The organism is Methylobacterium sp. FF17 (genome assembly GCF_025813715.1).
Taxonomy (GTDB): Bacteria; Pseudomonadota; Alphaproteobacteria; order Rhizobiales; family Beijerinckiaceae; genus Methylobacterium; species Methylobacterium flocculans.
Genome location: NZ_CP107532.1, coordinates 1994857 through 2016869, shown reverse-complemented (window position 1 = coordinate 2016869; position 22013 = coordinate 1994857). Strand labels below are relative to the sequence as shown.

24 protein-coding genes are annotated in these 22013 nt (G+C 71.9%); 15 read left to right on the top strand and 9 right to left on the bottom strand.

The annotated features are described in order from the left end of the window. The first annotated feature begins 50 nt into the window (after positions 1 to 50). From ccmI to OF380_RS09295, 7 genes are all read left to right on the top strand, one after another. Entirely contained in the window at positions 51 to 1586 is a 1536-nt protein-coding gene (gene ccmI / locus OF380_RS09325) for a c-type cytochrome biogenesis protein CcmI (RefSeq protein WP_264050482.1), read from the top strand. 194 nt (positions 1587 to 1780) lie between these two features. Next, positions 1781 to 2323, top strand: a complete 543-nt coding sequence (ccmE, locus tag OF380_RS09320; RefSeq protein WP_264050481.1) for a cytochrome c maturation protein CcmE — start codon at positions 1781 to 1783, stop codon at positions 2321 to 2323. Positions 2324 to 2354: 31 nt separating this feature from the next. Then, positions 2355 to 4358 carry a heme lyase CcmF/NrfE family subunit gene (locus OF380_RS09315; protein WP_264050480.1) on the top strand — a complete coding sequence of 668 codons (2004 nt, stop codon included), beginning with the start codon at positions 2355 to 2357 and terminating at the stop codon, positions 4356 to 4358. After that, on the top strand, positions 4355 to 4825 hold the full coding sequence (locus OF380_RS09310) for a cytochrome c-type biogenesis protein (protein WP_264050479.1): 471 nt from the start codon (positions 4355 to 4357) through the stop codon (positions 4823 to 4825). The genes OF380_RS09315 and OF380_RS09310 overlap by 4 nt, the downstream gene beginning before the upstream one ends. 338 nt (positions 4826 to 5163) lie before the next feature. Next, complete coding sequence (locus OF380_RS09305) at positions 5164 to 6843, top strand: methyl-accepting chemotaxis protein (RefSeq protein WP_264050478.1); 1680 nt, start codon at positions 5164 to 5166, stop codon at positions 6841 to 6843. 109 nt (positions 6844 to 6952) lie between these two features. Then, positions 6953 to 7636 carry a DUF1007 family protein gene (locus tag OF380_RS09300; protein ID WP_264050477.1) on the top strand — a complete coding sequence of 228 codons (684 nt, stop codon included), beginning with the start codon at positions 6953 to 6955 and terminating at the stop codon, positions 7634 to 7636. After that, on the top strand, positions 7627 to 8628 hold the full coding sequence (locus OF380_RS09295) for a nickel/cobalt transporter (RefSeq protein ID WP_264050476.1): 1002 nt from the start codon (positions 7627 to 7629) through the stop codon (positions 8626 to 8628). Before OF380_RS09300 ends, OF380_RS09295 begins: the two co-directional genes overlap by 10 nt. Before the next feature lie 10 nt (positions 8629 to 8638). Here the strand turns inward: OF380_RS09295 and OF380_RS09290 are convergent, their stop codons facing one another. Beyond that, positions 8639 to 9220 carry a histidine phosphatase family protein gene (locus tag OF380_RS09290; RefSeq protein ID WP_264050475.1) on the bottom strand — a complete coding sequence of 194 codons (582 nt, stop codon included), beginning with the start codon at positions 9218 to 9220 and terminating at the stop codon, positions 8639 to 8641. Between the two features lie 152 nt (positions 9221 to 9372). Then, the gene (gene irr / locus OF380_RS09285; RefSeq protein WP_264050474.1) at positions 9373 to 9876 is read right to left on the bottom strand and encodes a Fur family transcriptional regulator Irr; all 504 of its coding nucleotides are present in this window, start codon (positions 9874 to 9876) and stop codon (positions 9373 to 9375) included. Positions 9877 to 10228: 352 nt separating this feature from the next. Between irr and fabA the strand changes: the two genes are divergently transcribed. The 3 genes from fabA to fabI all read left to right on the top strand — a co-directional run bounded on the left by fabA (position 10229) and on the right by fabI (position 13380). Next, a complete protein-coding gene (gene fabA / locus OF380_RS09280; RefSeq protein WP_264050473.1) occupies positions 10229 to 10795 on the top strand; it encodes a 3-hydroxyacyl-[acyl-carrier-protein] dehydratase FabA in 567 nt (188 codons plus the stop codon). A 112-nt stretch (positions 10796 to 10907) separates the two neighbouring features. Continuing rightward, positions 10908 to 12134: a beta-ketoacyl-ACP synthase I gene (gene fabB / locus OF380_RS09275; RefSeq protein ID WP_264051266.1), complete on the top strand. Its 1227-nt coding sequence runs from the start codon at positions 10908 to 10910 to the stop codon at positions 12132 to 12134. Between the two features lie 412 nt (positions 12135 to 12546). Continuing rightward, positions 12547 to 13380: an enoyl-ACP reductase FabI gene (fabI, locus tag OF380_RS09270; protein WP_264050472.1), complete on the top strand. Its 834-nt coding sequence runs from the start codon at positions 12547 to 12549 to the stop codon at positions 13378 to 13380. A gap of 9 nt (positions 13381 to 13389) precedes the next feature. Here fabI and OF380_RS09265 read toward each other — a convergent pair whose 3' ends face one another. The 7 genes from OF380_RS09265 to OF380_RS09235 all read right to left on the bottom strand — a co-directional run bounded on the left by OF380_RS09265 (position 13390) and on the right by OF380_RS09235 (position 18008). Further along, positions 13390 to 13959, bottom strand: a complete 570-nt coding sequence (locus tag OF380_RS09265) for an NUDIX domain-containing protein (RefSeq protein ID WP_264050471.1) — start codon at positions 13957 to 13959, stop codon at positions 13390 to 13392. Between the two features lie 44 nt (positions 13960 to 14003). Then, complete coding sequence (locus OF380_RS09260; RefSeq protein WP_264050470.1) at positions 14004 to 14183, bottom strand: hypothetical protein; 180 nt, start codon at positions 14181 to 14183, stop codon at positions 14004 to 14006. 20 nt (positions 14184 to 14203) lie between these two features. Further along, positions 14204 to 14968 carry an SDR family NAD(P)-dependent oxidoreductase gene (locus OF380_RS09255; RefSeq protein ID WP_264050469.1) on the bottom strand — a complete coding sequence of 255 codons (765 nt, stop codon included), beginning with the start codon at positions 14966 to 14968 and terminating at the stop codon, positions 14204 to 14206. Positions 14969 to 15129: 161 nt separating this feature from the next. Continuing rightward, positions 15130 to 15579 (bottom strand): RNA polymerase sigma factor region1.1 domain-containing protein, encoded by a 450-nt coding sequence (locus OF380_RS09250; RefSeq protein WP_264050468.1) that lies wholly within the window; start codon positions 15577 to 15579, stop codon positions 15130 to 15132. Between the two features lie 15 nt (positions 15580 to 15594). Continuing rightward, complete coding sequence (locus tag OF380_RS09245) at positions 15595 to 15828, bottom strand: hypothetical protein (protein WP_264050467.1); 234 nt, start codon at positions 15826 to 15828, stop codon at positions 15595 to 15597. A 71-nt stretch (positions 15829 to 15899) separates the two neighbouring features. Continuing rightward, a complete protein-coding gene (locus OF380_RS09240) occupies positions 15900 to 16943 on the bottom strand; it encodes a YihY/virulence factor BrkB family protein (protein ID WP_264050466.1) in 1044 nt (347 codons plus the stop codon). Positions 16944 to 16973: 30 nt separating this feature from the next. Then, complete coding sequence (locus tag OF380_RS09235; protein WP_264050465.1) at positions 16974 to 18008, bottom strand: LysR family transcriptional regulator; 1035 nt, start codon at positions 18006 to 18008, stop codon at positions 16974 to 16976. A 99-nt stretch (positions 18009 to 18107) separates the two neighbouring features. On the opposite strand from OF380_RS09235, the gene OF380_RS09230 reads away from it, so the two are divergent. The 5 genes from OF380_RS09230 (at position 18108) to OF380_RS09210 (ending at position 21961) form a co-directional block, all read left to right on the top strand. After that, the gene (locus tag OF380_RS09230) at positions 18108 to 18716 is read left to right on the top strand and encodes a YceI family protein (protein ID WP_264051265.1); all 609 of its coding nucleotides are present in this window, start codon (positions 18108 to 18110) and stop codon (positions 18714 to 18716) included. A gap of 28 nt (positions 18717 to 18744) precedes the next feature. Then, positions 18745 to 19353 (top strand): cytochrome b, encoded by a 609-nt coding sequence (locus tag OF380_RS09225; RefSeq protein WP_264050464.1) that lies wholly within the window; start codon positions 18745 to 18747, stop codon positions 19351 to 19353. Beyond that, positions 19350 to 19934, top strand: coding sequence for a YceI family protein (locus OF380_RS09220; RefSeq protein WP_264050463.1), 585 nt, complete (start codon positions 19350 to 19352; stop codon positions 19932 to 19934). Before OF380_RS09225 ends, OF380_RS09220 begins: the two co-directional genes overlap by 4 nt. A gap of 133 nt (positions 19935 to 20067) precedes the next feature. Then, positions 20068 to 21273: an MFS transporter gene (locus OF380_RS09215; RefSeq protein WP_404810609.1), complete on the top strand. Its 1206-nt coding sequence runs from the start codon at positions 20068 to 20070 to the stop codon at positions 21271 to 21273. Between the two features lie 34 nt (positions 21274 to 21307). After that, positions 21308 to 21961, top strand: a complete 654-nt coding sequence (locus OF380_RS09210; RefSeq protein ID WP_264050462.1) for a DsbA family oxidoreductase — start codon at positions 21308 to 21310, stop codon at positions 21959 to 21961. Positions 21962 to 22013: the final 52 nt, after the last annotated feature.

Sequence of the window (22013 nt, the reverse complement as noted above, 5' to 3'; positions counted from 1 at the left end):
GCCGGCGGAAGGCCGCGTCTACATGCAAGCGGGGCAGCATCTGGGGCGTGATGACGGCACTCTGGTTCATTCTGGCGTTGATGACCGGCGCGGCGGTGCTCGCCCTGCTCTGGCCGATGTCGCGCCGGGCGAACCCGGCCGCCGCGCCCGAGGGCGGCGGACTCGCCACCGAGACCGGCTTCTACGAGGACCAGTTGCGCGAGATCGCGCGCGACGAAGCGCGCGGGCTCATCGCCGCCCCCGAGGCCGAGGCCGCCCGTACGGAGGCTGCGCGCCGACTGCTGCGCGCCAACCGGGCCGGCGTGCCGGTGGTGCCGAACATCGCCGAGCCCGCCCTGCGCCAGCGCCGGGCGGCCTCCGCCTTCGCCCTCTCCACCATCCCCCTCGTCGCGCTCATCGCCTACGGGATCTACGGTTCGCCGCACATGCCGGCCCAGAGCGCGGCCGAGCGCCAGGCCGTGCAGGGCGCCGACCAGGACCTCCTCAAGGCCATCGGCCAGATCGAGGGGCGGCTCGCTTCGGACCCGAAGGACGGGCGCGGCTGGTCGGTGCTCGCCCCCGTCTACATGCGCATGGGCCGCTTCGACGACGCGGCCCATGCCTACGAGGCGGCGACCCGGCTGCTGGGCGAGACGCCCCAGCGCCTCTCCGACTGGGGCGAGGCCCTGGTGGCGGCCGGCGACGGTGCGGTCTCGCCCCAGGCCAGGGCGATCTTCCAGCGCGCGGTCGAGCTCGACGGGCAGGTGGCCAAGCCGCAATTCTACCTCGCGCGGGCGGCCGAACTCGACGGCGACATCCCGCAGGCGATCCGGCGCCTGCAGGCCATGGCCGAGGCCGCCCCCGCCGACGCGCCCTGGCTCCCCCTCGTCACCGAGACCCTGACCCGCCTGAAGGGCGAGGTTCCGGCCCGGACGTCGGACGCCGCCGCCGCTGCGATCCAGGCCCTGCCGCCGGCGAGCCGCGACGGGGCCATCCGTACCATGGTCGAGGGTCTCGACACGCGGCTCACCGAGCGGGGCGGCACCCTGGACGAGTGGCTGCGCCTCGTGCGCTCCTACGGCGTGCTCAAGGAGCGCGACAAGGCGCGGGACGCCCTCGAGCGGGCGCGCAAGGCGCTGGCGGACGATCCCGAGGCCAAGGGCCGCCTCGACGGGATGGCGCGCGAGATCGGACTCGCCCCCGCCCCGCAGGCGCCGGCGGCCTCCGACGAGGCGGGGCGCGCCGGCACCGAGGCGGCCGTGGCGGCGGTGAAGGCGATGCCGGCCGCCGAGCGGGATGCCGCGATCCGCGGCATGGTGGCGGGCCTCGACCGCCGGCTGGCGGCCAAGGGCGGCAGCGCGGACGACTGGCTGCGCCTCGTGCGCTCCTACAGCGTGCTCGGCGAGCGCGACCGCGCGATCCAGACCCTCGACCGGGCCCGCATGGCGCTGAGCCCCGACCCGAGCGCGATCGAGCGCCTCGACGAACTGGCGGGGGAACTCGGGCTGCGTTCGCAGGCCCCCCGGCCGGGACCCTCTCAAGCACCCAGACCTGAGGCACCGCGGCCGGAGGCCCCCCGGCCGGCCATGCCGACACCCAAACCCTGAGGCCTCTGCCGCGCGCCCGGGGGTTCGCCCCTCTGACAATCGGTCCCGGGCCCAGCCCTTGACCCCGCCAGCCGCTCGGCCGACACCGGGACCGGCTTCAGGATCCGGAATTCTCACCCCGGGCGCGCAATGTCCGCGCGCCGAGAACTGCCGAGTTCGAGAAACCCCGAACGAAAAAACGGAAAACGCCGCCCGTGACCCGCAAGAGCCGCCGCCTCGCCCTGATCGCTGCCTGCGGCGCCGTGCTAGCCCTGGCGCTCGGGCTGATCCTGTCGGCGATGAGCGGCTCGATCGTGTTCTTCCGCTCGCCCACCGAGGTGGCCGCGCAAGGGGTCGCGCCGGGCACGCGCTTCCGCCTCGGCGGCCTCGTCAAGGACGGCTCGCTCCAGCGCGGGCCGGACCAGACCGTGGACTTCTCGGTGACCGACACCAACGCCACGGTGCAGGTGCAGTATCGCGGTCTCCTGCCCGACCTGTTCCGCGAGGGCCAGGGCGTGGTGGCCGAGGGCACGCTGGGGCCGGGCGGCGTGTTCCGCGCCGACACGGTGCTGGCCAAGCACGACGAATCCTACATGCCGCGCGAGGTGGCTGACGCGCTCAAGGCGCAGGGGCGCTGGCAGGAGGGCAAGGGCATGGTCGACGCGCCCGCGAAGACGGACGCCCCGGCGACCATGCCCTCCGAAGCGGCCGCCGCGCCGGCCGGCGACCCGACCCTCGGCCGACGCAGCGAGCGATGATGCGCGCAACCGGACATAAGGACATTCCGCCTTGCTGATCGAGGTCGGTCATTTCGCGCTGGCGCTGGCGCTCGCCCTGTCCCTGGTCCAGGCGGTGATGCCGGTCTGGGCCGCGCGCTCCGGCGACCAGGCCCTGCGGGCGGTGGCGACGCCGGCCGCGCTCGGCGCCTTCGCCTGCATCCTGTTCGCGTTCGGGGCCCTGACCTACGCGCACGCCACGTCGGACTTCTCGGTCCAGAACGTGATCGAGAACTCGCACACGACGAAGCCCTTCCTCTACAAGATCTCCGGCGTCTGGGGGAACCACGAGGGCTCGATGCTGCTCTGGATCCTCATCTTGGCGCTGTTCGGCGCCCTGGTGGCGGTGGCGCGCGATTCCGTGCCGCCGACGCTCCGGGCCAACACCCTGGCGGTGCAGGGCCTCATCACCTTCGTGTTCGTGCTGTTCATCATCACGACCTCGAACCCGTTCACGCGGGCGAACCCGGCCCCCGTGGACGGCAACGACCTCAACCCGCTGCTGCAGGATTTCGGCCTCGCGGTGCACCCGCCGCTGCTCTACGTCGGCTATGTCGGGTTCTCGATCACCTTCGCCTTCGCCATCGCGGCGTTGATCGACGGGCGCATCGACGCGGTCTGGGCGCGGGCCGTGCGCCCCTGGACGCTGACCGCCTGGAGCTTCCTGACGCTCGGCATCGCGATGGGCTCGTACTGGGCCTATTACGAGCTCGGCTGGGGCGGCTGGTGGTTCTGGGACCCGGTCGAGAACGCCTCGCTGATGCCCTGGCTCGCCGGCACGGCGCTTCTCCACTCCACGGTGGTGATGGAGAAGCGCGACGCGCTCAAGGTCTGGACGGTCCTGCTCGCCATCCTCACCTTCTCGCTCTCGCTGCTCGGCACCTTCATCGTGCGCTCGGGCGTGCTGACCTCGGTTCACACCTTCGCGACCGACCCCACGCGCGGCGTGTTCATCCTCGCCATCCTGATCCTGTTCATCGGCGGCTCGTTCACCCTGTTCGCCTGGCGCGCCCCGATGCTGCGCCAGGGCGGCATCTTCGCGCCGATCTCCCGCGAGGGGGCGCTGGTGATGAACAACCTGTTCCTGGCCGCCGCCTGCGCCACGGTGTTCGTGGGCACGCTCTACCCGCTGCTGCTGGAGATGCTCACCGGCGAGAAGATCTCGGTGGGGCCGCCCTTCTTCAACTACACCTTCATCCCCCTGGCGATCCCGCTGCTCCTCATCGTGCCCTTCGGCCAGACGCTCGCCTGGAAGCGGGGCGACGTGCACGCGGCGACCCAGCGCCTGTTCGCGGCCCTCACCATCGCCCTCGTGATCGGCCTCGCCGTGCTGGCGCTCACCTGGGGCGGCCCGATGATGGCCCCCGTGGGCATCGGTCTCGGCGCCTATCTCGTCGTCGGGGCGGCCCTCGAGATCATCGCGCGGGCGCGGGGCTACGGCGCCAGCCGCACCCGGGGCGCCGCCGCGATCTGGCGCCGCGCCGTCGGCCTGCCGCGCTCGGCCTGGGGCACCGCACTGGCCCATGCGGGCGTCGGCGTGGTGGTGCTCGGCATCGCCGCGCAAGGCTGGGCCACGGAGGGTCTGAAGACCCTCAAGCCCGGCGAGTCCCTCGCCTCCGGTCCCTACATGGCGACGCTGGACCGGGTCGGCCCGCGCGGCGGCGAGAACTATTCCGAGACCACCGCCTTCCTCACCATCCGCACCACGGGCGGCGACTACGTCGGCGCGGTGGAGACGGGCAAGCGCTTCTATCCGAGCCGCAAGATGACGGTGACCGAATCGGGCCTGCTGACCGTCGGCGCCAGCCAGGTCTATGCCAGTCTCGGCGAGGTTCTGCCGGAGGGCGCCATCGGCCTGCGCCTCTACTACAAGCCCCTCGTGCTGCTGATCTGGCTCGGAGCCGTGGTGATGGCGCTCGGCGGGGCGGTCTCGCTGACCGACCGGCGCATGCGCGTCGGCGCGCCGGCGCGCGCGAAGGCCAAGCCCCTCCCCCCCGGCATGGCCCCCGCCGAATGAGCCGCGCCCCGACCAGCCGCGCGGTCGCGGCGCTGTGCCTCCTCCTCGCCACGGCCGGTGCGGCCGGGGCCGTGCAGCCCGACGAGGTCCTGAAGGATCCGGCCCTGGAGGCGCGCGCGCGCGACATCTCCTCCGGCCTGCGCTGCCTCGTGTGCCAGAACCAGTCCATCGACGATTCCGACGCGCCCCTCGCCCGGGATCTGCGCGTCATCGTGCGCGAGCGCCTGACGGCCGGGGACGATGACGCCCAGGTGCAGTCCTACGTGGTCGGGCGCTACGGGGAATACGTGCTGCTGCGCCCGGTCTTCGCCCTGCACACCCTGCTGCTCTGGCTCACCCCCGTGCTGGTGGTCACCCTGGGGCTGTTCGGCCTCTGGCGCCTCGCGCGGCGGCGCCCCGAGCCCGCGCCGCCGGGCCTCAGCGCCGACGAGCAGGCCGAGATCGCAGCCCTGACGCGGCGCGACTGAACGCCCGCCCCGCACGCCGACGCGCCGCAGGTTCCGCCACTTTCGCGGTCACACGAGGTGTGTCCGCACATTCGCGAGCGCGCACGCCTTCGACGGAAAGGTCATCCGGCCATCGGGACTTGCACGCGACAGGCAACAGCCCGACACATGCGATCCATCACCACCCGATCAAGGCCCATCGACAAGGGAGCCCGCAGGGTCACCGGATGATCAACCCGCGCAGGGCGGGTCGGATACACGAGAATTCCGATAAGTTTTACTTAGCCACCTTGATTTAAACCTTCTGCAAGACCGTCCGCCCAGAGCTTCGCCACCGACCTTCGAAGCGGACGCGTCCCATGCGGATCTCAATCGGCACCAAGCTCACGGCCCTGATGGGCCTGATGGCCCTGGGTGCCTGCGGCCTGACCATCCTCAACGATCGGGTCGTCGGGGCCCAGCAGGCCCAGAAGACCGCCGTGGACGCGGTCTGGGAGCGGGCCCTCTCTGCGCAGGGGCTCGCCCTCGCCATCGAGCGCTCCGTGGTGGCCGCCAACAGTGTCTACACCGCCGACGACGTCGCCGGGGCCAAGGGTCGCTTCGAAGGGCTGAAGCAGGCGCTGACCGCCGTCGAGGAGGAGAAGCGCGGCTTCCTCGAACGGATCGCGGGCCACGCGCCCGACGCGGACCGCCTGAAGCTCGACCTGATGCTCAAGGAGTTCCTGGCCTATCAGGCCGATACCGCCGAACTGGGCCTGACGATCTCGCCGAAGGCGGCGCTGATCCAGGGCGCCGACGAGGCGACGGTGGCGAGTCGGCACCGCATGCTCGGTGCCATCGCGCGGATCGGCGCGGACACCCTGGCCGAACTGGCCAGCGAACGGGCCCGCTCGGCGGAGGAGACCCGCCGCGCCCGCCTGACCATGATGGCGGCGGCCCTGGCGATCATCGTCTCGACTCTCGCCCTCGCCCTCTGGTTCGGGCGCCGCGAGATCCGGCGCCCCCTCGACGAGCTCGGCCTGGCGATCCGCCACCTCGCCCAACTCGACCTGTCGCGCGCCATTCCCCTCACGGACCGCCGCGACGAGATCGGCGCCATGGCCCGCGCCATCGCGATCCTGCGCGATGCGCTCCTGGAGAAGGCCGGGGCGGATGCGCGGCTGCTGGCCTGTTCGCAGCACGAGGCGACCCGCGCCCTCCACCTCGATGCCGCGGCCGGCGCCTTCGAGACCGACGTGCGCGCGATCGCGGTGGAACTCGCCGTGGCGGCGGAGGCGATGGCCACGGCGGCCCACGCGGTGAGCGAGGCCGTGCAGATCACCCGGGACCAGACCGCCCTGGTCTCGGATGCCGCCCGCGAGGCCGGCGACCAGATCCAGGGCGCGGCCGCCGCGAGCCTGGAGGCCTGCGCGGCCGGTGGCGCCATCGACGAGCAGGCGACCCTGCGCCACGGCCTCGCCCGGACCGCGCAGGACGAGGTCGCGACCACCCGTCAGGCGGCGCAGGCGCTGGAAGCCACCGGCCTGCGGATCGGCGCCGTGATCGAGACGATCGCCACGGTGGCGGCGCAGACGAACCTGCTGGCGCTCAACGCCACCATCGAGGCGGCCCGCGCCGGCGAGGCGGGGCGCGGCTTCGCGGTGGTCGCCGGCGAGGTGAAGGGCCTGGCGGGCAAGACGGCGGAGGCCACCGAGACGATCAAGGGTCAGGTCACGGCGATCCGCGCGGCGGTGGGCGAGACCCTGGGCGCCATCGAGGCGATCACCGGCACCATGGACCAGATGATGCAGGCGGACCGGGCGGTGTCCGAGGCGGTCGAGGGCCAGAAGACGGCGAGCGCGCACATCACCGCGCGGGTCGCCGACGCGCAGGCCCGGGCGGCCCTGGTGTCGAGCGAGATCGTCGCGGTGGAATCGGCGGCCGCCGCCTGCGCGCAGGCCTCCGGCGCGGTGCTCGACGTCGCCGACCGGGTCGGGCGGAGCCGGGAGGCCCTCGACACGCGGATCGCCCGCTTCCTGGCCGACGTCCGCGCCGCCTGAGGGCGCCTCGCTTTCGCCCCACTGGCAAGGGAGATCTCCGAAGGCCCGACCACGCGGCCGGCGCCGATCTTTACGGTTTCTTCACCTTGAGTCGCGAGCGTCCCGTGCCATGCCGATCGCGTCGCCCTCTCGTTTCCTGGCCCTCCTGGGGCTGACCCTCGGGTCCGTGATCCCCGCCGCGCCGGCCCTCGCCCATCCCCACGTCTGGGTGACCACGAAGGCCGAGGTCGCCTATGGCGAGGGCGGACGGGTGACGGGCATCCGGCACGCCTGGACCTTCGACGCCTCGTACTCGGCCTTCGTGACCCAGGGCCTGGACAAGAACAACGACGGCACGCTGACGCCGGACGAACTCGCCGGTCTCGCGGCCGAGAACACCGGCAACCTCGCCGAGTTCGGCTACTTCACCAAGATGAAGGTCGCGGGCAAGGAGCAGCCCTTCGCCGACCCCGCCGAGCCGCGCATGGCGATGGAGGGGGGTAAGCTCACCCTGAGCTTCCTGCTGCCCCTGAAGGCCCCGGTGGCCCAGGGGCGCGGGGTCACGGCGGTGGAGGTTTACGATCCGACCTTCTTCGTGTCCTTCACCCTCGCCGAAGGGGCGGACGCCGCCCGCCTGGTCGGTGCCCCGCAGGGCTGCGCCGCCACCGTGACCCGCCCGAAGGCCGATCCCGGCGCCGAGAGCAAGACGGCGGACGCCAAGCCCGGCATGTCGGAAGCCTTCTTCGAGGCCCTGACCTCCGCTTCGAATTACGGGGTGCAATTCGCCAACCGGATCATCGTCGCGTGTCCGTAGGCACGGCACTGACGGCGACGCCGCCGCGTTCCGGCCGCGCGCGCCAGGCCCTGATCGCGCTGGCCGCCGTGGCGATGGCGGGCCTGATCCTCGCGGGTCTGGCCTGGCTCCTGAACCCGGGCCTGCCCGCGCCACCGCCGCGCTCGCCCTTCGGCATCGGCTTTCGCGAGGCGGCCCCCGCCGCCACTGGCCTCGGCGGCTGGATCCTCGCCCTGCAATCGAGCTTCTCCCGCAGCCTTCAGGCCGCCGTGCAGAACCTGAAGCAGGGCGGCGCCTGGGGGCCGATGATGCTGCTGGGCTTCGCCTACGGCGTCTTCCACGCCGCCGGGCCTGGCCACGGCAAGGCGGTGATCGCCGGCTACATCGTCGCCGGGGAGCGCGCCCTGTCACGGGGCTTCGCCCTCAGCTTCGCCGCCGCGCTTCTGCAGGCCCTGGTCGCCATCGCCCTCGTCGGCGTCGGGACCCTGGTTCTGGGCGCCACCGCCTCGGGGATGACCCGGGCCGGCACCGTGATCGAGACCGTGAGCTTCGCCCTGGTGGCGCTTCTCGGGCTCGGCGTGACCTGGCGCAAGGCCGGACGGCTCGCGGGCGAGACCGGTGCCGCCTGCGCACCGGGCTGCGGCCATGTCCACCTCACCGACGCCACGGCCCTCGCCCGCCTCGAGACGTGGCGCGAGCGGGCGGGCGTGGTCCTGGCGGCCGGGACGCGCCCCTGTGCGGGGGCCGTGCTGATCCTGGTCTTCTCCGCCTCGCAGGGCCTGCTCGCAGCCGGCATCGCCGCGACCCTCGCCATGGCCCTCGGCACGGCCCTGACGACGGGCGCGCTCGCCAGTCTCGCGGTCTTCGCCAAAGCCCTCGCCCTGCGTCTCGCGGGCGGGCGGGGCCGGACCGGGGCACTGGCGATCGGCGGCCTGGAGACCCTCGCGGGCGCCCTCGTGCTGGTGCTCGGCCTCGCCATGCTGGCAGGGCTCGCCGGGGATCTCGGGGGCTGAAGAAGCGCCGTCAGGCCGGCAGCGGGGCCGTCAGGTCGAACGCCACCGTCTGACAATTGTCGAGCCAGGTCCCCGTCAGGTGGTAGAAGAAGGTCCCGTGGCCGACCACCGCGATGCTGCGCTCGGGCCGCGCCGCCAGCCAGTCGCGGAATCCCAGGACGCGGGCGTCGAAGAGGTCGCGCGGCTCGATATGCACGCCGCCCGCATCGGGCTCGCCCTCGGCATGCCACCAGATCTCGGGCAGGTGATCGACCGCGACGTCGGGGAACTCGCCGGCCAGGATCGAGGCCGCGCGCCCGACGTCGCAGCTGCTCTCCTGGCACTCCCGGTGCAGCACCTCGACGAGGATGCGCGGCCCGCTCGGGTGGTCGCCGAAGATGCCCTTCGTGGTCTGGATCGCGCGGGTCAGGGGCGAGGTCACCACGAGGTCGAAGGGAATGTCGTGCAGGGCCGCGCGTGCTGCCTGGACCTGGGCGAGGCCGCGCTCGGTCAGCCGGGCATCGACGTGGCCGGGGTCGCGGCCGGTGAGGCGGTGGGCGGCGTTGAAGGTCGATTCGCCGTGGCGGACGCAGATGATGCGGGAGGGAGCCATACCGATCCGGTTCTGATGGGGAGGTGCGAAGGCCCTAACGGGCGCGAGCGTCAACCCGGCAGGCCTCGCATCGTTGCGCGCGGCGATGACGCCACGAAAAAGGCCCGGTTGCCCGGGCCTCGCTGTCGTTCGCGATGGAGAGCGCGGAGCACTCAGGCCTTGCGGGCCACCGGACCGCGGCGGCGCAGGCGCACGATGACCTCGACGCCGGCGATCTCCATGCCGTCGGGCGCCTCGGGCAGCGAATCGACGGTGATGCCGCAATCGGGCATGTCCAGCACCTGGCCCTCGTCCTCGAGGAAGAAGTGGTGGTGCTCGCTCGGGTTGGTGTCGAAGTAGGCCTTCGAGCCGTCGAGGGCGAGCTGGCGCAGGAGGCCGGCTTCCGTGAACTGGTGCAGGGTGTTGTAGACGGTCGCCAGCGAGACCGGCACCTTGGCCCGCATCGCCTCGTCGTAGAGCATTTCCGCCGTGAGGTGACGGTCGCCGCGGCCGAACAGCAGCCAGCCCAGGGAGAGGCGCTGACGGGTCGGGCGCAGGCCCGCCCGGCGCAACCGGTCGCGCAGATCGGAGAGCGGGCAGCCACGACGACCGGCCTCGGCGGCCGGAACGGAGGCCCGCGCGTTCAGCACGGCCTGCAGGGGCAGAAGGTTCGACATTGGGCTGACAAACATCCCACGCAAAAAAGATCCAGAGCGTCAACGTATACGGAACCGCCCGCCGCATCGCAACCCGAGCCGCATGCCGGCTCGGTATTCCCCTCACGCGGTGATCCCCCTCACGGAGTGGGCGCGGCGTCCCCGGGGCGCCGGACCGTTCGCGCCATCGATGCATCACGGATTGGCGGTGATGCTTTGAGGCGCACAGGCCCTGTGCTAACGAAGCGCCGATTTCCGCGCCGCGTACCCCGGTGGGATCGGCCCGTGCCGGTCTCGACCTCCGGGGACGAGGGCAAAGGTTCGACGGGGGCCGCCCGCTCCCGACTCCATTCCGAGGACCGATCCGCTCATCATGTCTTCCGCTTCCGACTCGAACACCCCGTCCTCCGCCGCGCCCCAGCGGGCCTCGCACTATTCCTACGAGGAATTGCTCGCCTGCGGACGCGGGGAGCTGTTCGGCGCCGGAAACGCGCAGCTGCCGCTGCCGCCGATGCTGATGTTCGACCGCATCGTCTCGATCGGATCCGAGGGTGGCGCCCACGGCAAGGGCCACGTGCTGGCCGAATTCGACATCCGGCCGGACCTCTGGTTCTTCGGCTGTCACTTCAAGAACGACCCCGTGATGCCGGGCTGCCTCGGCCTCGATGCCCTCTGGCAGCTCGTCGGGTTCCACCTCGGCTGGCTCGGCGCCCCCGGGCGCGGGCGGGCGCTCGGCGTCGGCGAGGTCAAGTTCTCCGATCAGGTGCTGCCCACGGTGACGAAGGTGGTCTACGGCATCGACATCAAGCGCGTGCGCACCGGCAAGCTGGTGCTCGGCATCGCGGATGGCTGGCTGGAGGCCGACGGCACGCGCATCTACGAGGCGAAGGACCTGCGCGTGGCGCTGTTCCAGGCCCAGGCTCCGGCCGCGGGCGGCTGAGTTCGGGCCGGTTGAGATCGAGGCTCGGGCGTCCTACCTGAGACAACGCGAAGGTGCAGTTCCGAACACGCACCGTGAAGAACAAGCCCCGGCGGCGGAGAGCATCGTGTCCATGCGGCGTGTCGTGATCACCGGGATGGGCATCGTCTCATCCATCGGCAACAACACCGAGGAAGTCCTCGCTTCGCTCCGCGAGGCCAAGTCCGGCATCGGGCACTCGGCCTCGTACGCGGAGCACGGCTTCCGCAGCCAGGTCGAGGGTCGCCCGAGCCTCGACGCCGAGAGCGTCGTCGACCGACGCGCCATGCGCTTCCACGGCGGCGGCACCGCCTGGAACCACGTCGCCATGGACCAGGCGATCCGGAATGCCGGCCTCGAGGCGGGCGACGTCTCGAACGACCGCACCGGGATCATCATGGGCTCGGGCGGGCCCTCCACGCGGGCCATCGTCGAATCGGCCGCCATCGCGGTGGAGAAGGGCCCCAAGCGCGTCGGCCCGTTCGCCGTGCCCAAGGCCATGTGCTCCACGGCGTCCGCGACGCTGGCGACCTGGTTCAAGATCAAGGGCGTGAACTACTCGATCTCCTCGGCCTGCGCGACGTCGAACCACTGCATCGGCAACGCCGCCGAGGTCATCCAGGGCGGGCGCCAGGACATCATCTTCGCGGGCGGCTGCGAGGACCTCGACTGGACGCTGTCCGTCCTGTTCGACGCCATGGGCGCCATGTCCTCGAAGTACAACGACACACCGGCCCGGGCCTCGCGCGCCTACGACGTCAACCGCGACGGCTTCGTCATCGCGGGCGGCGCCGGCGTGCTGGTGCTGGAGGAATACGCGCATGCCAGGGCGCGCGGCGCCACGATCTACGGCGAGGTCGCCGGCTACGGCGCCACTTCGGACGGGCACGACATGGTGGCGCCCTCCGGCGAGGGCGCGGTGCGCTGCATGAAGCAGGCGATCGAAGGCCTGAAGGGCGCGCGGATCGACTACATCAACCCCCACGCCACCGCCACGCCGGTGGGCGACGCCAAGGAGATCGAGGCGATCCGCGAGGTCTTCGGGAACGGCGACGCCTGCCCGCCGATCGCGGCGACGAAATCCCTCACCGGCCACTCGATGGGCGCGACGGGCGTTCAGGAGGCGATCTACTCGCTGCTGATGATGAACAACGACTTCATCTGCGAGAGCGCGCATATCGACGAACTCGATCCGGCATTCGCCGACATGCCGATCCTGCGCCAGCGCCGGGACGGGGCCAAGCTCGGCCACGTGCTGTCGAATTCGTTCGGGTTCGGCGGCACCAACGCGACGCTCGTGCTGAAGCACGTCGACGCCTGAGCCATCGGCCGGCGCGGCCCCGGGGCCGCGCCTTAAGGAACCGGTAACATCCTGCCGCGTTCGCCCTGGACAGGTTCCGCAGGACATCACGGCCATGCTCTGGTTCACGCTCGGTACGGTCGGAGGCATCGCCATCGCGGGAACCACGGCCGTGTACATCAAGCAGCTCATCATCGACCGGGCGAACTGCGACACGGACGGCTACTTCTAGGCCACGGACCGGCCTGCCGTTCGCGGCTTCGCCAAAACCCCGCGCTGGCAAAGGCCGACGCGGGGTTTCGACGTTTCGGGACCCACCCATGCACCGCCGGGGCCGCCGGGGATTGGACAGGGCCACGACCCCCGCGCTAAGCCTCGTCCCAACGACCGGACGGGGCCGCCAGGGCCCCGGTTCCGCCTGTGGGGGACATGCATGACGGGTTTGATGGCGGGTAAGCGCGGCCTCATCATGGGGGTCGCCAACGATCACTCCATCGCCTGGGGCATCGCCAAGGTCCTGCATCGGCACGGAGCCGAACTGGCCTTCACCTACCAGGGCGAGGCCCTGGGGCGTCGCGTGACGCCGCTCGCCGCCTCTGTCGGGTCCGACATCGTGCTGCCCTGCGATGTCGAGGACATCGCCAGCGTCGACGCGCTGTTCACCGCCCTCGACGGGCGCTTCCCCGAGGGGATCGACTTCGTCGTCCACGCCATCGGGTTCTCCGACAAGGGGCAGCTCAAGGGCCGCTACGTCGACGTCACCACCCGCGAGAACTTTTCGCGCACGATGACGATCTCCTGCTTCTCCTTCACCGAGATCGCGCAGCGCGCGGCCAAGCGGATGCCGCGCGGCGGCTCGCTCCTGACGCTGACCTATGGCGGCTCCACCCGGATCATGCCGAACTACAACGTCATGGGGGTGGCCAAGGCCGCCCTCGAAGCCTCGGTGCGCTATCTGGCCGGCGACCTCGGCCCGGACGGAATCCGGGTCAACGCCCTCTCGGCCGGCCCGATGCGGACCCTGGCGGGGGCGGGCATCGCCGATGCGCGCCTGATGTTCAACCACCAGAAGGCCCATGCGCCCCTGCGGCGGACGGTGACCCAGGAGGAGGTCGGCGGCTCGGCGATGTACCTGCTCTCGGAACTGTCCGGCGGCGTCACCGGCGAGATCCACTTCGTGGATTCCGGCTACAACATCATCTCCATGCCCCGCCCCGACGTGCTCCAGGCCCAGGACGAGGCGGGCGTGATCGGCGACGCGGTCTAGGGGCCCCCGTCAGCCCGCGAACAGGTCCGGCCTGCGGGCCCGCAGGGCCAGCACCAGGGTCAGGGTCTTGAGGTCGGTCAGCGCGCACCGGTCGGCGAGGGCGGCAAGCTCCGCGAGCGGCATCTCGATGACCCGGATGTTCTCGTGCTCGCCCTCGGCACCGCCGCCGCCGCTCACCCGGTCGGCGATGCCATAGGTGCCGAGATAAAGGTGGATGCGCTCGGTGGAGATGCCGCCGCACGAATAGGTCGCGCCGACGAAGTCGAGGTCGCCCAGGCGAAGGCCCGCCTCCTCCAGCACCTCGCGCCGGGCGTTCTCCTCCGGGCTGCCGGCGTCGATCAGCCCGGCGGGCGCCTCGAGCTGGCTCTGCTCGCCGGCCGCGTAGAGGGCCGGCACGCGCAGTTCCCGCACCAGGGTCGCGACCCGGCGTTCGGGATCGTAGGGCAGCACGCCGACGGAATTGCCGTGGTCCTCGATCTCGCGCTCGGCCTCCGTGCCGTCGGCGAGGCGGACCTTCGCCAGGGAGAAGCGGGTCCAGCCCTCGTGGATCGTGCGCAGGCTCAGGATCTCGGCCTTCATCGACGGGCTTTCCTTTGAAACGGAGCTGAGGTCACGAGCCGTTGTCATGGCCCGCCGGCCAGGGCGCCCTCGATCACCATGATGAGCGCGTCGAGATCGATTCGCCCGTCGATGGTGAGATAGCCCGGCTCGGAGGCATCGACGGTCGGGCCGGGTTCGCCGATCTCGGCCTGGCGCTGCAATTCGGCGATGATCGCGTTCGCGATGGTGGTCTGGGCGTCCATGCCGGTCTCCTGTTGCGATCTCACGCTTGCTTGGGCTGCCCGTTCGAGGCCGTGAGGCCGCCATCGACGGGCAGGTTCACCCCGGTGACGAAGCGCGCGTCGTGGCTCGCCAGGAAGGCGATCACGTCGGCGACCTCCTCAGGCTCGGCGCCGCGCCCCAGGGGGATGCGGTCGGCGAACCGCGCCATCAGCGCCGCGTCGTCCTTCATGTCCTGGGTCAGGTCGGTGAAGGTCAGGCTCGGGTTGACCGCGTTGACGCGCACGCCCTGCGCGCCGAGTTCGAGGGCGAGCGAGCGGGTGAGATTGCTGACCGCCCCCTTGGCCGTGTTGTAGAAGCTCATGTTCCAGTCGCCGCCGAGGCCGGACACGGACGAGACGTTGACGATGTTGCCCTTCGCCGCCAGCAGGTGCGGCAGGGCCGCCCGGGTGCAGAAGAAGACGCCGTCGACGTCGATCGCCATGACCCGGCGCCAATCCGCGAGCGAGGCTTCGAGGAAGGGTCCGGTCGGGGCGACACCGGCATTGTTGACGAGCACATCGAGCCGGCCGAACCGCGCGACCGCGGCCGCGACCATCGCCTCCGCGCTCGCCTCGTCGGAGACGTCGCCGGGATGGACCAGGGTGCGCTGGGGATCGAGGGCCCCCGCCACCGCCTCCAGCTTCTCGCGGGTGCGCCCGTTCAGGACCACGTTGGCGCCCTCGCGCGCGAACCGGTGCGCCGTGGCGGCGCCGATGCCAGAGCCGGCGCCGGTCACGAGGACGGTCTTGTCGGCAAAGCGTGTCATGCGGATCCGGCTTTCTGGCGTTGGCGCCCGCTGAGCCTCGGCCCCGGCAGCCGCCGGCGTCGGGGCGCGAGACCGCAAGGGCACCCACCGCCAACGCGGGGGGTGCGGCGATGGTTCGACCCTGCGCACCTCCGAGGACGTGGCTGTGCGGAGGCGCCGGGTCAGCGGCCGAGGACGAGCAGGAGCGCCAGGCAGACCAGCAGGACGGCGATGCCCGCGACGAGGACGGACAGGCTCACCCGGCGGCGATCCCAGGGGCGAAGCGCCTCGGGCGGGGGTTCGGCTGCGTGGGTCGCGGTGGCGCCTCGGTCCGCGTCCGACGGGGCGCCTTTCGGCTCCGGGGGCCCGCCGCTGACAGGAAGATCGGGCGCCGGGGCGATCGGCAGCGGCGCGACGCCCCCCGGATGCGCGAGCCCGCCGAGTAGCTCCTCGAGGTCGACCGGCACGCCCGCCTCCTCCACCTCCAGCACGACCTGGGCGATGTCCTCGGCGCTCATGGCGCGGATCGGCAGGGTGGCATGCAGGTCGGCCGGCGTCAGCGCGCCCTTGCGCCGCCCGAGGGCGATCAGCCGATCGATGTCCTGACGGGTCGGGGCCGGCGCGGCGCTCATCGGAGCGCCCGGCCGTCAGTGCTTCTCCTCGGCCGGTGTATGCCGCTGAGGCTTGTGCCCATCCTGCCCGGAATTGTTGTGGGTGTTGTGGTCCCGGTTCTCCTGCTGGGAGGTGCTGCGGGGTTCGCGCGGCGGGCTGTTCCGGATCCGGTCGCCGCCGCCGGCCGGCACGTTCGGTCCGTCCTTGTGCTCGATGATCCGCATCTGCTGCGCGTGCGTCTTGTCGCCGTGGGGCTTCTCGCCGGCCATCTGCCACTCCCGGGTGCGGTGCCTTGCGAGAACGGGCCCCGCCTCGGCGCTGTTCCCCGGGCGGCCCGTCCTCAGTCCTGGCTCGGGCCGACGCTGTCCGCCGCGAAGGCCTGCCGGACACCGAGGGGCTTCGGGTGTCCCTCCGTGCTGTCGCGCCCCGTCTGGCGCTCCATCTCCGAATTGACCTCGGCCCCCACGAGCACGATCACGATGGAGAGCCACATCCAGGTCATGAAGCCGATTCCGGCGCCGAGCGATCCGTAGATGCGGTTGTAGCTGTCGAAGCTCGCCACGTACCAGGAGAAGACGCCCGAGGCGCAGACCCAGAGCAGGGCCGCCAGGGCGCCGCCCCAGGTCACCCAGCGCCACTTCGCCCGGTTCCGGCTCGGGCCGTAGCGGTAGATCAGCGAGAGGCTGAGGGTGACCACGACGAGCAGGACCGGCCAGCGGGCGATCTGCAGGATCGTGTCCGTGCCGGTGACGAAGCCGAGCCGGTTCAGGATCGTCGGCAGCAACACCACCAGGCCGGTGGAGAGCAGGAAGAACGCCACGCTGGTGATCGTGAACAGGAAGGTGGTGGCATAGAACCGCACCAGGGTGCGCTTCTCACGCTCCTTGTAGATCACGTTGAGCGCATCGAAGAGGGCGCTGACTCCCGAATTCGCGCTCCACAGGGCGATCAGCAGGCTGATGCCAGAGGTGGTGCTGAGCGAGCCCGTACTGCGCTGCGCGATCCGCAGGAGCTGGTCGGAGAACAGGTCGAGGGCCCCAGGGGGCAGGATGTTCGTGAGCAGGCCGACATGCTGGCCGATGACGTTGGGATCCGAGAACAGGCCGTAGATCGAGACCACGGCGACGAGGCCGGGAAACACCGCGAGCAGGGCGAAGAAGGCGACGCCGCCGGCCGTGGTCAGGACCCGGTCCTGCGGCAGCGCCCAGAACACGCGCCACAGGATGTCCCGCCACCCGGCGCCCGGGATGTCGCTGGGGTCCGCTGCCCGGCGCCCCCGGCCCGGCTCCCGTGCCCGCTCCAGGGCCTCCTCGAGTTCCCTCGGGCTCAGCGCACGGGTGCTGACCGAGCGCCAGTCCTGACCCTCTTCCTCGTCCTGCCCCATGCCGAGACCCTGCCGAGCCGTTCGTGCCGGTCATCCTGCGCCGGAATTGCCGCGCGGGCCCTCACGCCCCCATGTATCAGGATCTGCGGGATTCCCGTCATATGTCGCGCCCGCACGTGGCCCGGACAGCGAATTGTCCACACGGGGCCCCCGCCGCCCGAGTTCGGCCCGGACATGCTCACGGAACAGGCGCACCCGCGCGGGAAGCTCGCGGCCCGCCAGGGTCACGGCCCGCAACGTCCCGCCCCGGCTCGCCCAGTCGGGCAGGATGCGCACGAGGTCGCCCCCGGCGAGGGATTTCGCGGCGACGAGGCTCGGGATATGGCCGATGCCGGCCCCGGCGAGCGTCAGGCGCAGCACCGTCGCGAAATCGGTGGCCCGCACCGCAGGCCGCAGGGAGATCCGCTCCTCGCGCCCCGCCGCATTCGAGACCAGGATCTGGCCTGCGCCGAGCCGTTCGCGGGCGAAGACCCCATCGTGCGCCGCGAGACCCGCGAGGTCGACGGGGCCCGGGCGGCGGGCGAGGTAGGCCGGCGCCGCGTAGAGCCCGATCGTCAGGTCGGCGAGGACCGGCGCGGTGTAGCCGCTGTCGGCATGCTCGCCGCCGAGGCGCAGGGCGAGGTCCACCCGGCTCGCGGCGAGATCGAGCCGGCTGTCGGTGATGAGGAGTTCGATGGTGATCTCCGGGTGGCGAGCCCGGAAGCTCGCCACGAGGTCGGGCAGAACCTCGACCCCGAAGTCGATCGAGGCCGTCACCCGCAGGTGCCCGCGCGGCACGGTGCGGGCGCCGCGCGCCGTCTGCAGGGCCTCGTCGAGGAGGGCGAGGCTCTCCAGGGCCGCAGCCTGGAACGCGAGCCCTTCGGCGGTGGGCGAGACCGCGCGCGGCGTGCGCGCGAGCAGCGTGACCCTCAGCACCGCTTCGAGGCGGGCGACGCGCCGGCTCACGCTGCCCTTGGTCTCGCGCAGGAAGGCCGCCGCCTGGGTGATGCTGCCGAGCTCCACCACCGCGCAGAAGGCCCGCACGTCGTCGAGGTTTCCGGCGAAGGTTTCCGAACTCGCAACCATGCGTCCCCGATTAACGCGCTATCGCACCCCGGGGAAGCGGCCTATCTGCGCTCCACCGAAGCGGCGCCGCCCGGCGCCCCCTCCCCGGAGTCGAACGTGATCCGTCTCTCCTCGTCCCTCGTCGCCCTGACCCTCGCCCTCGCCGCGCCGGCCCTGGCCCAGACGCCGCCGACCCGCGACCCCGCCCAGATCCAGGCCGGGACCTACCTCGTCGATGCCGGCCACACCCAGGTCGGCTTCAGCGTCTCGCATATGGGCTTCTCGAACTATTCGGGCGGGTTCTCGGAGGTGTCGGGCACCCTCGAACTCCAGCCGAAGAACCCGGGCGCCAGCAGCCTCAAGGTCAGCGTCCCCGTCGCCTCGGTGACGACCACCAGCGCCAAGCTCACCGACGAGCTGAAGAGCGCCCAGTGGCTCGATGCCGCGAAGTTCCCGCAGATGACCTTCGTCTCCACCAAGGTGGCACCCGAGGGCAAGGACAAGGCCAAGGTGACCGGCGACCTGACGCTCCACGGCGTGACGAAGCCCGTGACCCTGAACGTCACGCTGATCGGAGCCGGCGTGAACCCGCTCAACAAGAAGGTCACGGTCGGCTTCGAGGCCACCGGCACGGTCAAGCGCTCCGAGTTCGGCGTGAAGACCTACGTGCCCCTGATCGGCGACGACCTGCACCTCACCATCGCGGGCGCCTTCGAGCGCCAGGACTGAGCGCGCCTTCCGCACCACGGTGAGCGTCATGACCGGGACCGTTCGGGCCAACCCGCACCGCTACACGCGGGTGGCCATCGCCCTGCACTGGCTGAGCGCCCTGGCGGTGCTGGGCCTCATCGGCATCGGGCTCGTCATGACCCACGGGGACCTGGCGCCGATGCGCCGGTTCGCCCTCTATCAATGGCACAAGTCCCTCGGGATCACCGTCCTGGGGTTGTCGCTCCTGCGTCTCGGCTGGCGGCTGACCCACCGGCCGCCGCCCCTGCCCCCGACCCTCCCGCGCCACGAGCGGGCGGGCGCGCACGCCGCCCACGCCCTGCTCTACGGTCTCCTCCTCGGCCTGCCCCTGGTCGGCTGGGCCGTGGTCTCCGCCTCGCCGTTCAACCTGCCGACCGTGCTCTACGGCATCGTGCCGTGGCCGCACCTGCCCGTGCTGCCCGACCTCGCGGACAAAGCCGCGGTGGAGGCGGTGCTGAAGCGTATCCACGCCTGGGGCGCCTGGTTCCTGATCGCGCTCCTGGCCCTGCATGTGGGCGCGGCGCTGCGGCATCATCTCACCCTGCGGGACGACACCCTCCGGCGGATGCTGCCCCGCCTGTCCCGCACGTCCCTCGGCGGTGGACTCGAACCATGAACGCCGCCCGCCTCATCCCAGCCGCATCCCTGCTGGCCGCAAGCCTGCTGGTTTCGCCCGCGAGCGCCCGTGCCGCCGGCTGGACCGTCGACGCGGCCGCGAGCCGGATCGGTTTCTCGGGCATCCAGGTCGGGACGCCGTTCCAGGGGCGCTTCTCCCGGTTCACCGCGCAGATCGACTTCGATCCCGCCGCTCCCGAGACCGGGCGGGCCCGGGTCGAGATCGACCTGACCAGCGCCGTGACCGGCGACGCCCAGCGCGACGCGGCCCTGCCCCAGGCGGAGTGGTTCGACACGAAGGCCAACCCGCAGGCCCGGTTCGAGGCGACCCGCTTCGCGGCCCGGGGCGGCGACGCCTACGAGGCCGTCGGCACCCTGACCATCCGGGGCATCCGCCGCGACGCGGTGCTGCCGTTCCGCCTGACGCGGGACGGCCCCAAGGCCCGCGCCATCGGCCGTCTCGACCTCGTCCGCACGCAGTTCGGGATCGGCCAGGGCCCCTGGGCGTCGGGCCAGTGGGTGGCCCTGGAGGTCGGGGTCGACGTGGACCTGACCGCGACCGAGGCGGCGTCGACGCCGTAACATCGCCGGAGGACCGGGCCGCGCGGCCCGGTCCTCCGGCGCGACGAAGCCGCCGCGTGCCCATCGACGCACCGGCATTTGCCCCGTATGGCGAAGGTCAGAGGAAGCTTTGCCCATCGGCCCTCGCGGGCGGATCGAGCATCCAACAAGGACAGCGGACCTGACCGCCGAGTTCTCGACCACCCGCCTGATCGCGATCCTCGCGGTCGCCGGTTTCGCCAGCACCTTCGCGGGCCGCTCCATCGAACCCCTGGTCGGGGTGCTGGCGCGCGACCTTCGCAGCGACCCGCACACGGTGGCGCTGCTCTCCACCGCCTTCGCCCTGCCCTACGCGCTGATCCAGCCGATCCTCGGCCCCGTCGGCGATGCGCTGGGCAAGGAGCGCGTCATGGCGGCCTGCCTCGCCATCCTCACCCTGGCGCTCGCCGCCTGCGCGCTGACCAGCGACCTCGACACCCTGTTCGCCCTGCGCATGCTGGCGGGGGGCAGCGCCGGCGGCGTCGTTCCCCTGGCGCTGGCGCTGATGGGCGATCGCATCCCGATCGAGCGCCGCCAGGTCGCCATCGGCCGCTTCCTCGTGGCGGTGATCCTCGGGCAGCTCTCCGGCTCGACCTTCGCCGGCCTGATCGAGGGGGCGATCGGCTGGGCCGGGGTCTTCGCCATCACGGCGGGGGTGGCGGCGCTGGGCTGCGCCGCGGCCCTCCTCGGGTTCGACCGCAGCGCGGCGGCGCCGGCCCGGCGGCCGGATTTCCGGACGGCGGTGGCGCGCTACCGCACCATCGTCGCCAATCCGCGCGCCCGTATCCTGTTCGGGGCCGTGTTCATCGAGGCGATCGCGGTGTTCGGGATCTTTCCCCATCTCGCGCCGCTGATCGAGGCCCGGGGCGAGGGCGGCGCCCGCGAGGCGGGCCTGGCGCTCGCCGGATTCGCGGCCGGCGGCCTGATCTACGCGTTCTCGGTCGGCCTGCTGCTGCGCTTCCTCGGGATGTCGCGCATGCTGATCGGCGGCGGCCTCATCTGCGCCGGGGCCCTCGTCACCATCGGCCTCGCCGGCACCTGGCAGCTCGACTGCGCCGCCCTCGTGGCGATGGGGCTCGGGTTCTACATGCTCCACAACACCTTCCAGGTGCAGGTGACCGAGGTGGCGCCGACCGCGCGGGCCTCGGCGGTGGCGCTGCACGCCTTCTCGTTCTTCTGCGGACAGGCGCTCGGCGTGGCGATCCTCGGCGGCGCGCTCCAGGGCCTCGGCCAGCTGACTGCCCTCAGCCTCTGCGCCGTGTTCATCGCCGGACTCGGATTCATCACCGCCCGGCGGCTGGCGACGACACCGTCGCGGTGACATCCTCACCCCTCCCAACCTGCAGGATTCGCGGATGTCCCTGACGATCGCGGTGTTCTCGGACGTGATCTGCCCCTGGTGCTTCCTCGGCAAGCATCGACTGGAGCGCGCCCTCGACGCCCTCGGCCTGAGGGCGACCACCACCCTCGAATGGCTGCCCTTCGAGCTGAACCCGGACATGCCACCCGAGGGCATCGCCCGCGCCACCTACCGGGAACGCAAGTTCGGCCTGGCGCGCAGCGCCGCGCTCGATGCGCAGATGACCGAACTCGGGCGCGCCGAAGGCCTGACCTTCGCGTTCGAGCGCATGCGCGTCACTCCCAACACCCGCGCCGCCCACCGGCTGATCGCGGCGGCGCAGGACCGGGGCCGCGGCGAGGCCGCCGTGGACGGGCTGTTCCGGGCCTATTTCCAGGCCGGCGCGGATATCGGCGATCCGGCGGTGCTCCAGCGCCTGGCGGCGGCGTCCGGGCTCGACGGCGAGACCTGGGAGCACGCGCGCACGGATGCCGATCTGGGGGCACGGATCACCGCACTGGAAGCAGAGGCAGCCCGGATGCAGATCGGCGGTGTGCCCGTCTTCCTCGTGGACCGGCGCTGGGCCGTGTCGGGCGCCCAGGACACCGAGGCCTGGATCGGCGCGATCCGGGCGCGGATGGACGAGGCCCCAGGCATACCAGCCGGTTGACGGCCGGCACGAACGATCCAGATTTCGCGGAACGGAAACCGCCTGACGGGGA

What these genes read in the sequence shown, in the direction of transcription:
- ccmI (WP_264050482.1), top strand. Translation starts at nt 51, where the DNA reads ATGACGGCACTCTGGTTCATTCTGGCGTTGATGACCGGCGCGGCGGTG.
- OF380_RS09310 (WP_264050479.1), top strand. Translation starts at nt 4,355, where the DNA reads ATGAGCCGCGCCCCGACCAGCCGCGCGGTCGCGGCGCTGTGCCTCCTC.
- OF380_RS09305 (WP_264050478.1), top strand. Translation starts at nt 5,164, where the DNA reads ATGCGGATCTCAATCGGCACCAAGCTCACGGCCCTGATGGGCCTGATG.
- OF380_RS09300 (WP_264050477.1), top strand. Translation starts at nt 6,953, where the DNA reads ATGCCGATCGCGTCGCCCTCTCGTTTCCTGGCCCTCCTGGGGCTGACC.
- OF380_RS09290 (WP_264050475.1), bottom strand. Translation starts at nt 9,220, where the DNA reads ATGGCTCCCTCCCGCATCATCTGCGTCCGCCACGGCGAATCGACCTTC.
- irr (WP_264050474.1), bottom strand. Translation starts at nt 9,876, where the DNA reads ATGTCGAACCTTCTGCCCCTGCAGGCCGTGCTGAACGCGCGGGCCTCC.
- fabA (WP_264050473.1), top strand. Translation starts at nt 10,229, where the DNA reads ATGTCTTCCGCTTCCGACTCGAACACCCCGTCCTCCGCCGCGCCCCAG.
- fabB (WP_264051266.1), top strand. Translation starts at nt 10,908, where the DNA reads ATGCGGCGTGTCGTGATCACCGGGATGGGCATCGTCTCATCCATCGGC.
- fabI (WP_264050472.1), top strand. Translation starts at nt 12,547, where the DNA reads ATGACGGGTTTGATGGCGGGTAAGCGCGGCCTCATCATGGGGGTCGCC.
- OF380_RS09265 (WP_264050471.1), bottom strand. Translation starts at nt 13,959, where the DNA reads ATGAAGGCCGAGATCCTGAGCCTGCGCACGATCCACGAGGGCTGGACC.
- OF380_RS09260 (WP_264050470.1), bottom strand. Translation starts at nt 14,183, where the DNA reads ATGGACGCCCAGACCACCATCGCGAACGCGATCATCGCCGAATTGCAG.
- OF380_RS09255 (WP_264050469.1), bottom strand. Translation starts at nt 14,968, where the DNA reads ATGACACGCTTTGCCGACAAGACCGTCCTCGTGACCGGCGCCGGCTCT.
- OF380_RS09250 (WP_264050468.1), bottom strand. Translation starts at nt 15,579, where the DNA reads ATGAGCGCCGCGCCGGCCCCGACCCGTCAGGACATCGATCGGCTGATC.
- OF380_RS09245 (WP_264050467.1), bottom strand. Translation starts at nt 15,828, where the DNA reads ATGGCCGGCGAGAAGCCCCACGGCGACAAGACGCACGCGCAGCAGATG.
- OF380_RS09240 (WP_264050466.1), bottom strand. Translation starts at nt 16,943, where the DNA reads ATGGGGCAGGACGAGGAAGAGGGTCAGGACTGGCGCTCGGTCAGCACC.
- OF380_RS09235 (WP_264050465.1), bottom strand. Translation starts at nt 18,008, where the DNA reads ATGGTTGCGAGTTCGGAAACCTTCGCCGGAAACCTCGACGACGTGCGG.
- OF380_RS09225 (WP_264050464.1), top strand. Translation starts at nt 18,745, where the DNA reads ATGACCGGGACCGTTCGGGCCAACCCGCACCGCTACACGCGGGTGGCC.
- OF380_RS09220 (WP_264050463.1), top strand. Translation starts at nt 19,350, where the DNA reads ATGAACGCCGCCCGCCTCATCCCAGCCGCATCCCTGCTGGCCGCAAGC.
- OF380_RS09210 (WP_264050462.1), top strand. Translation starts at nt 21,308, where the DNA reads ATGTCCCTGACGATCGCGGTGTTCTCGGACGTGATCTGCCCCTGGTGC.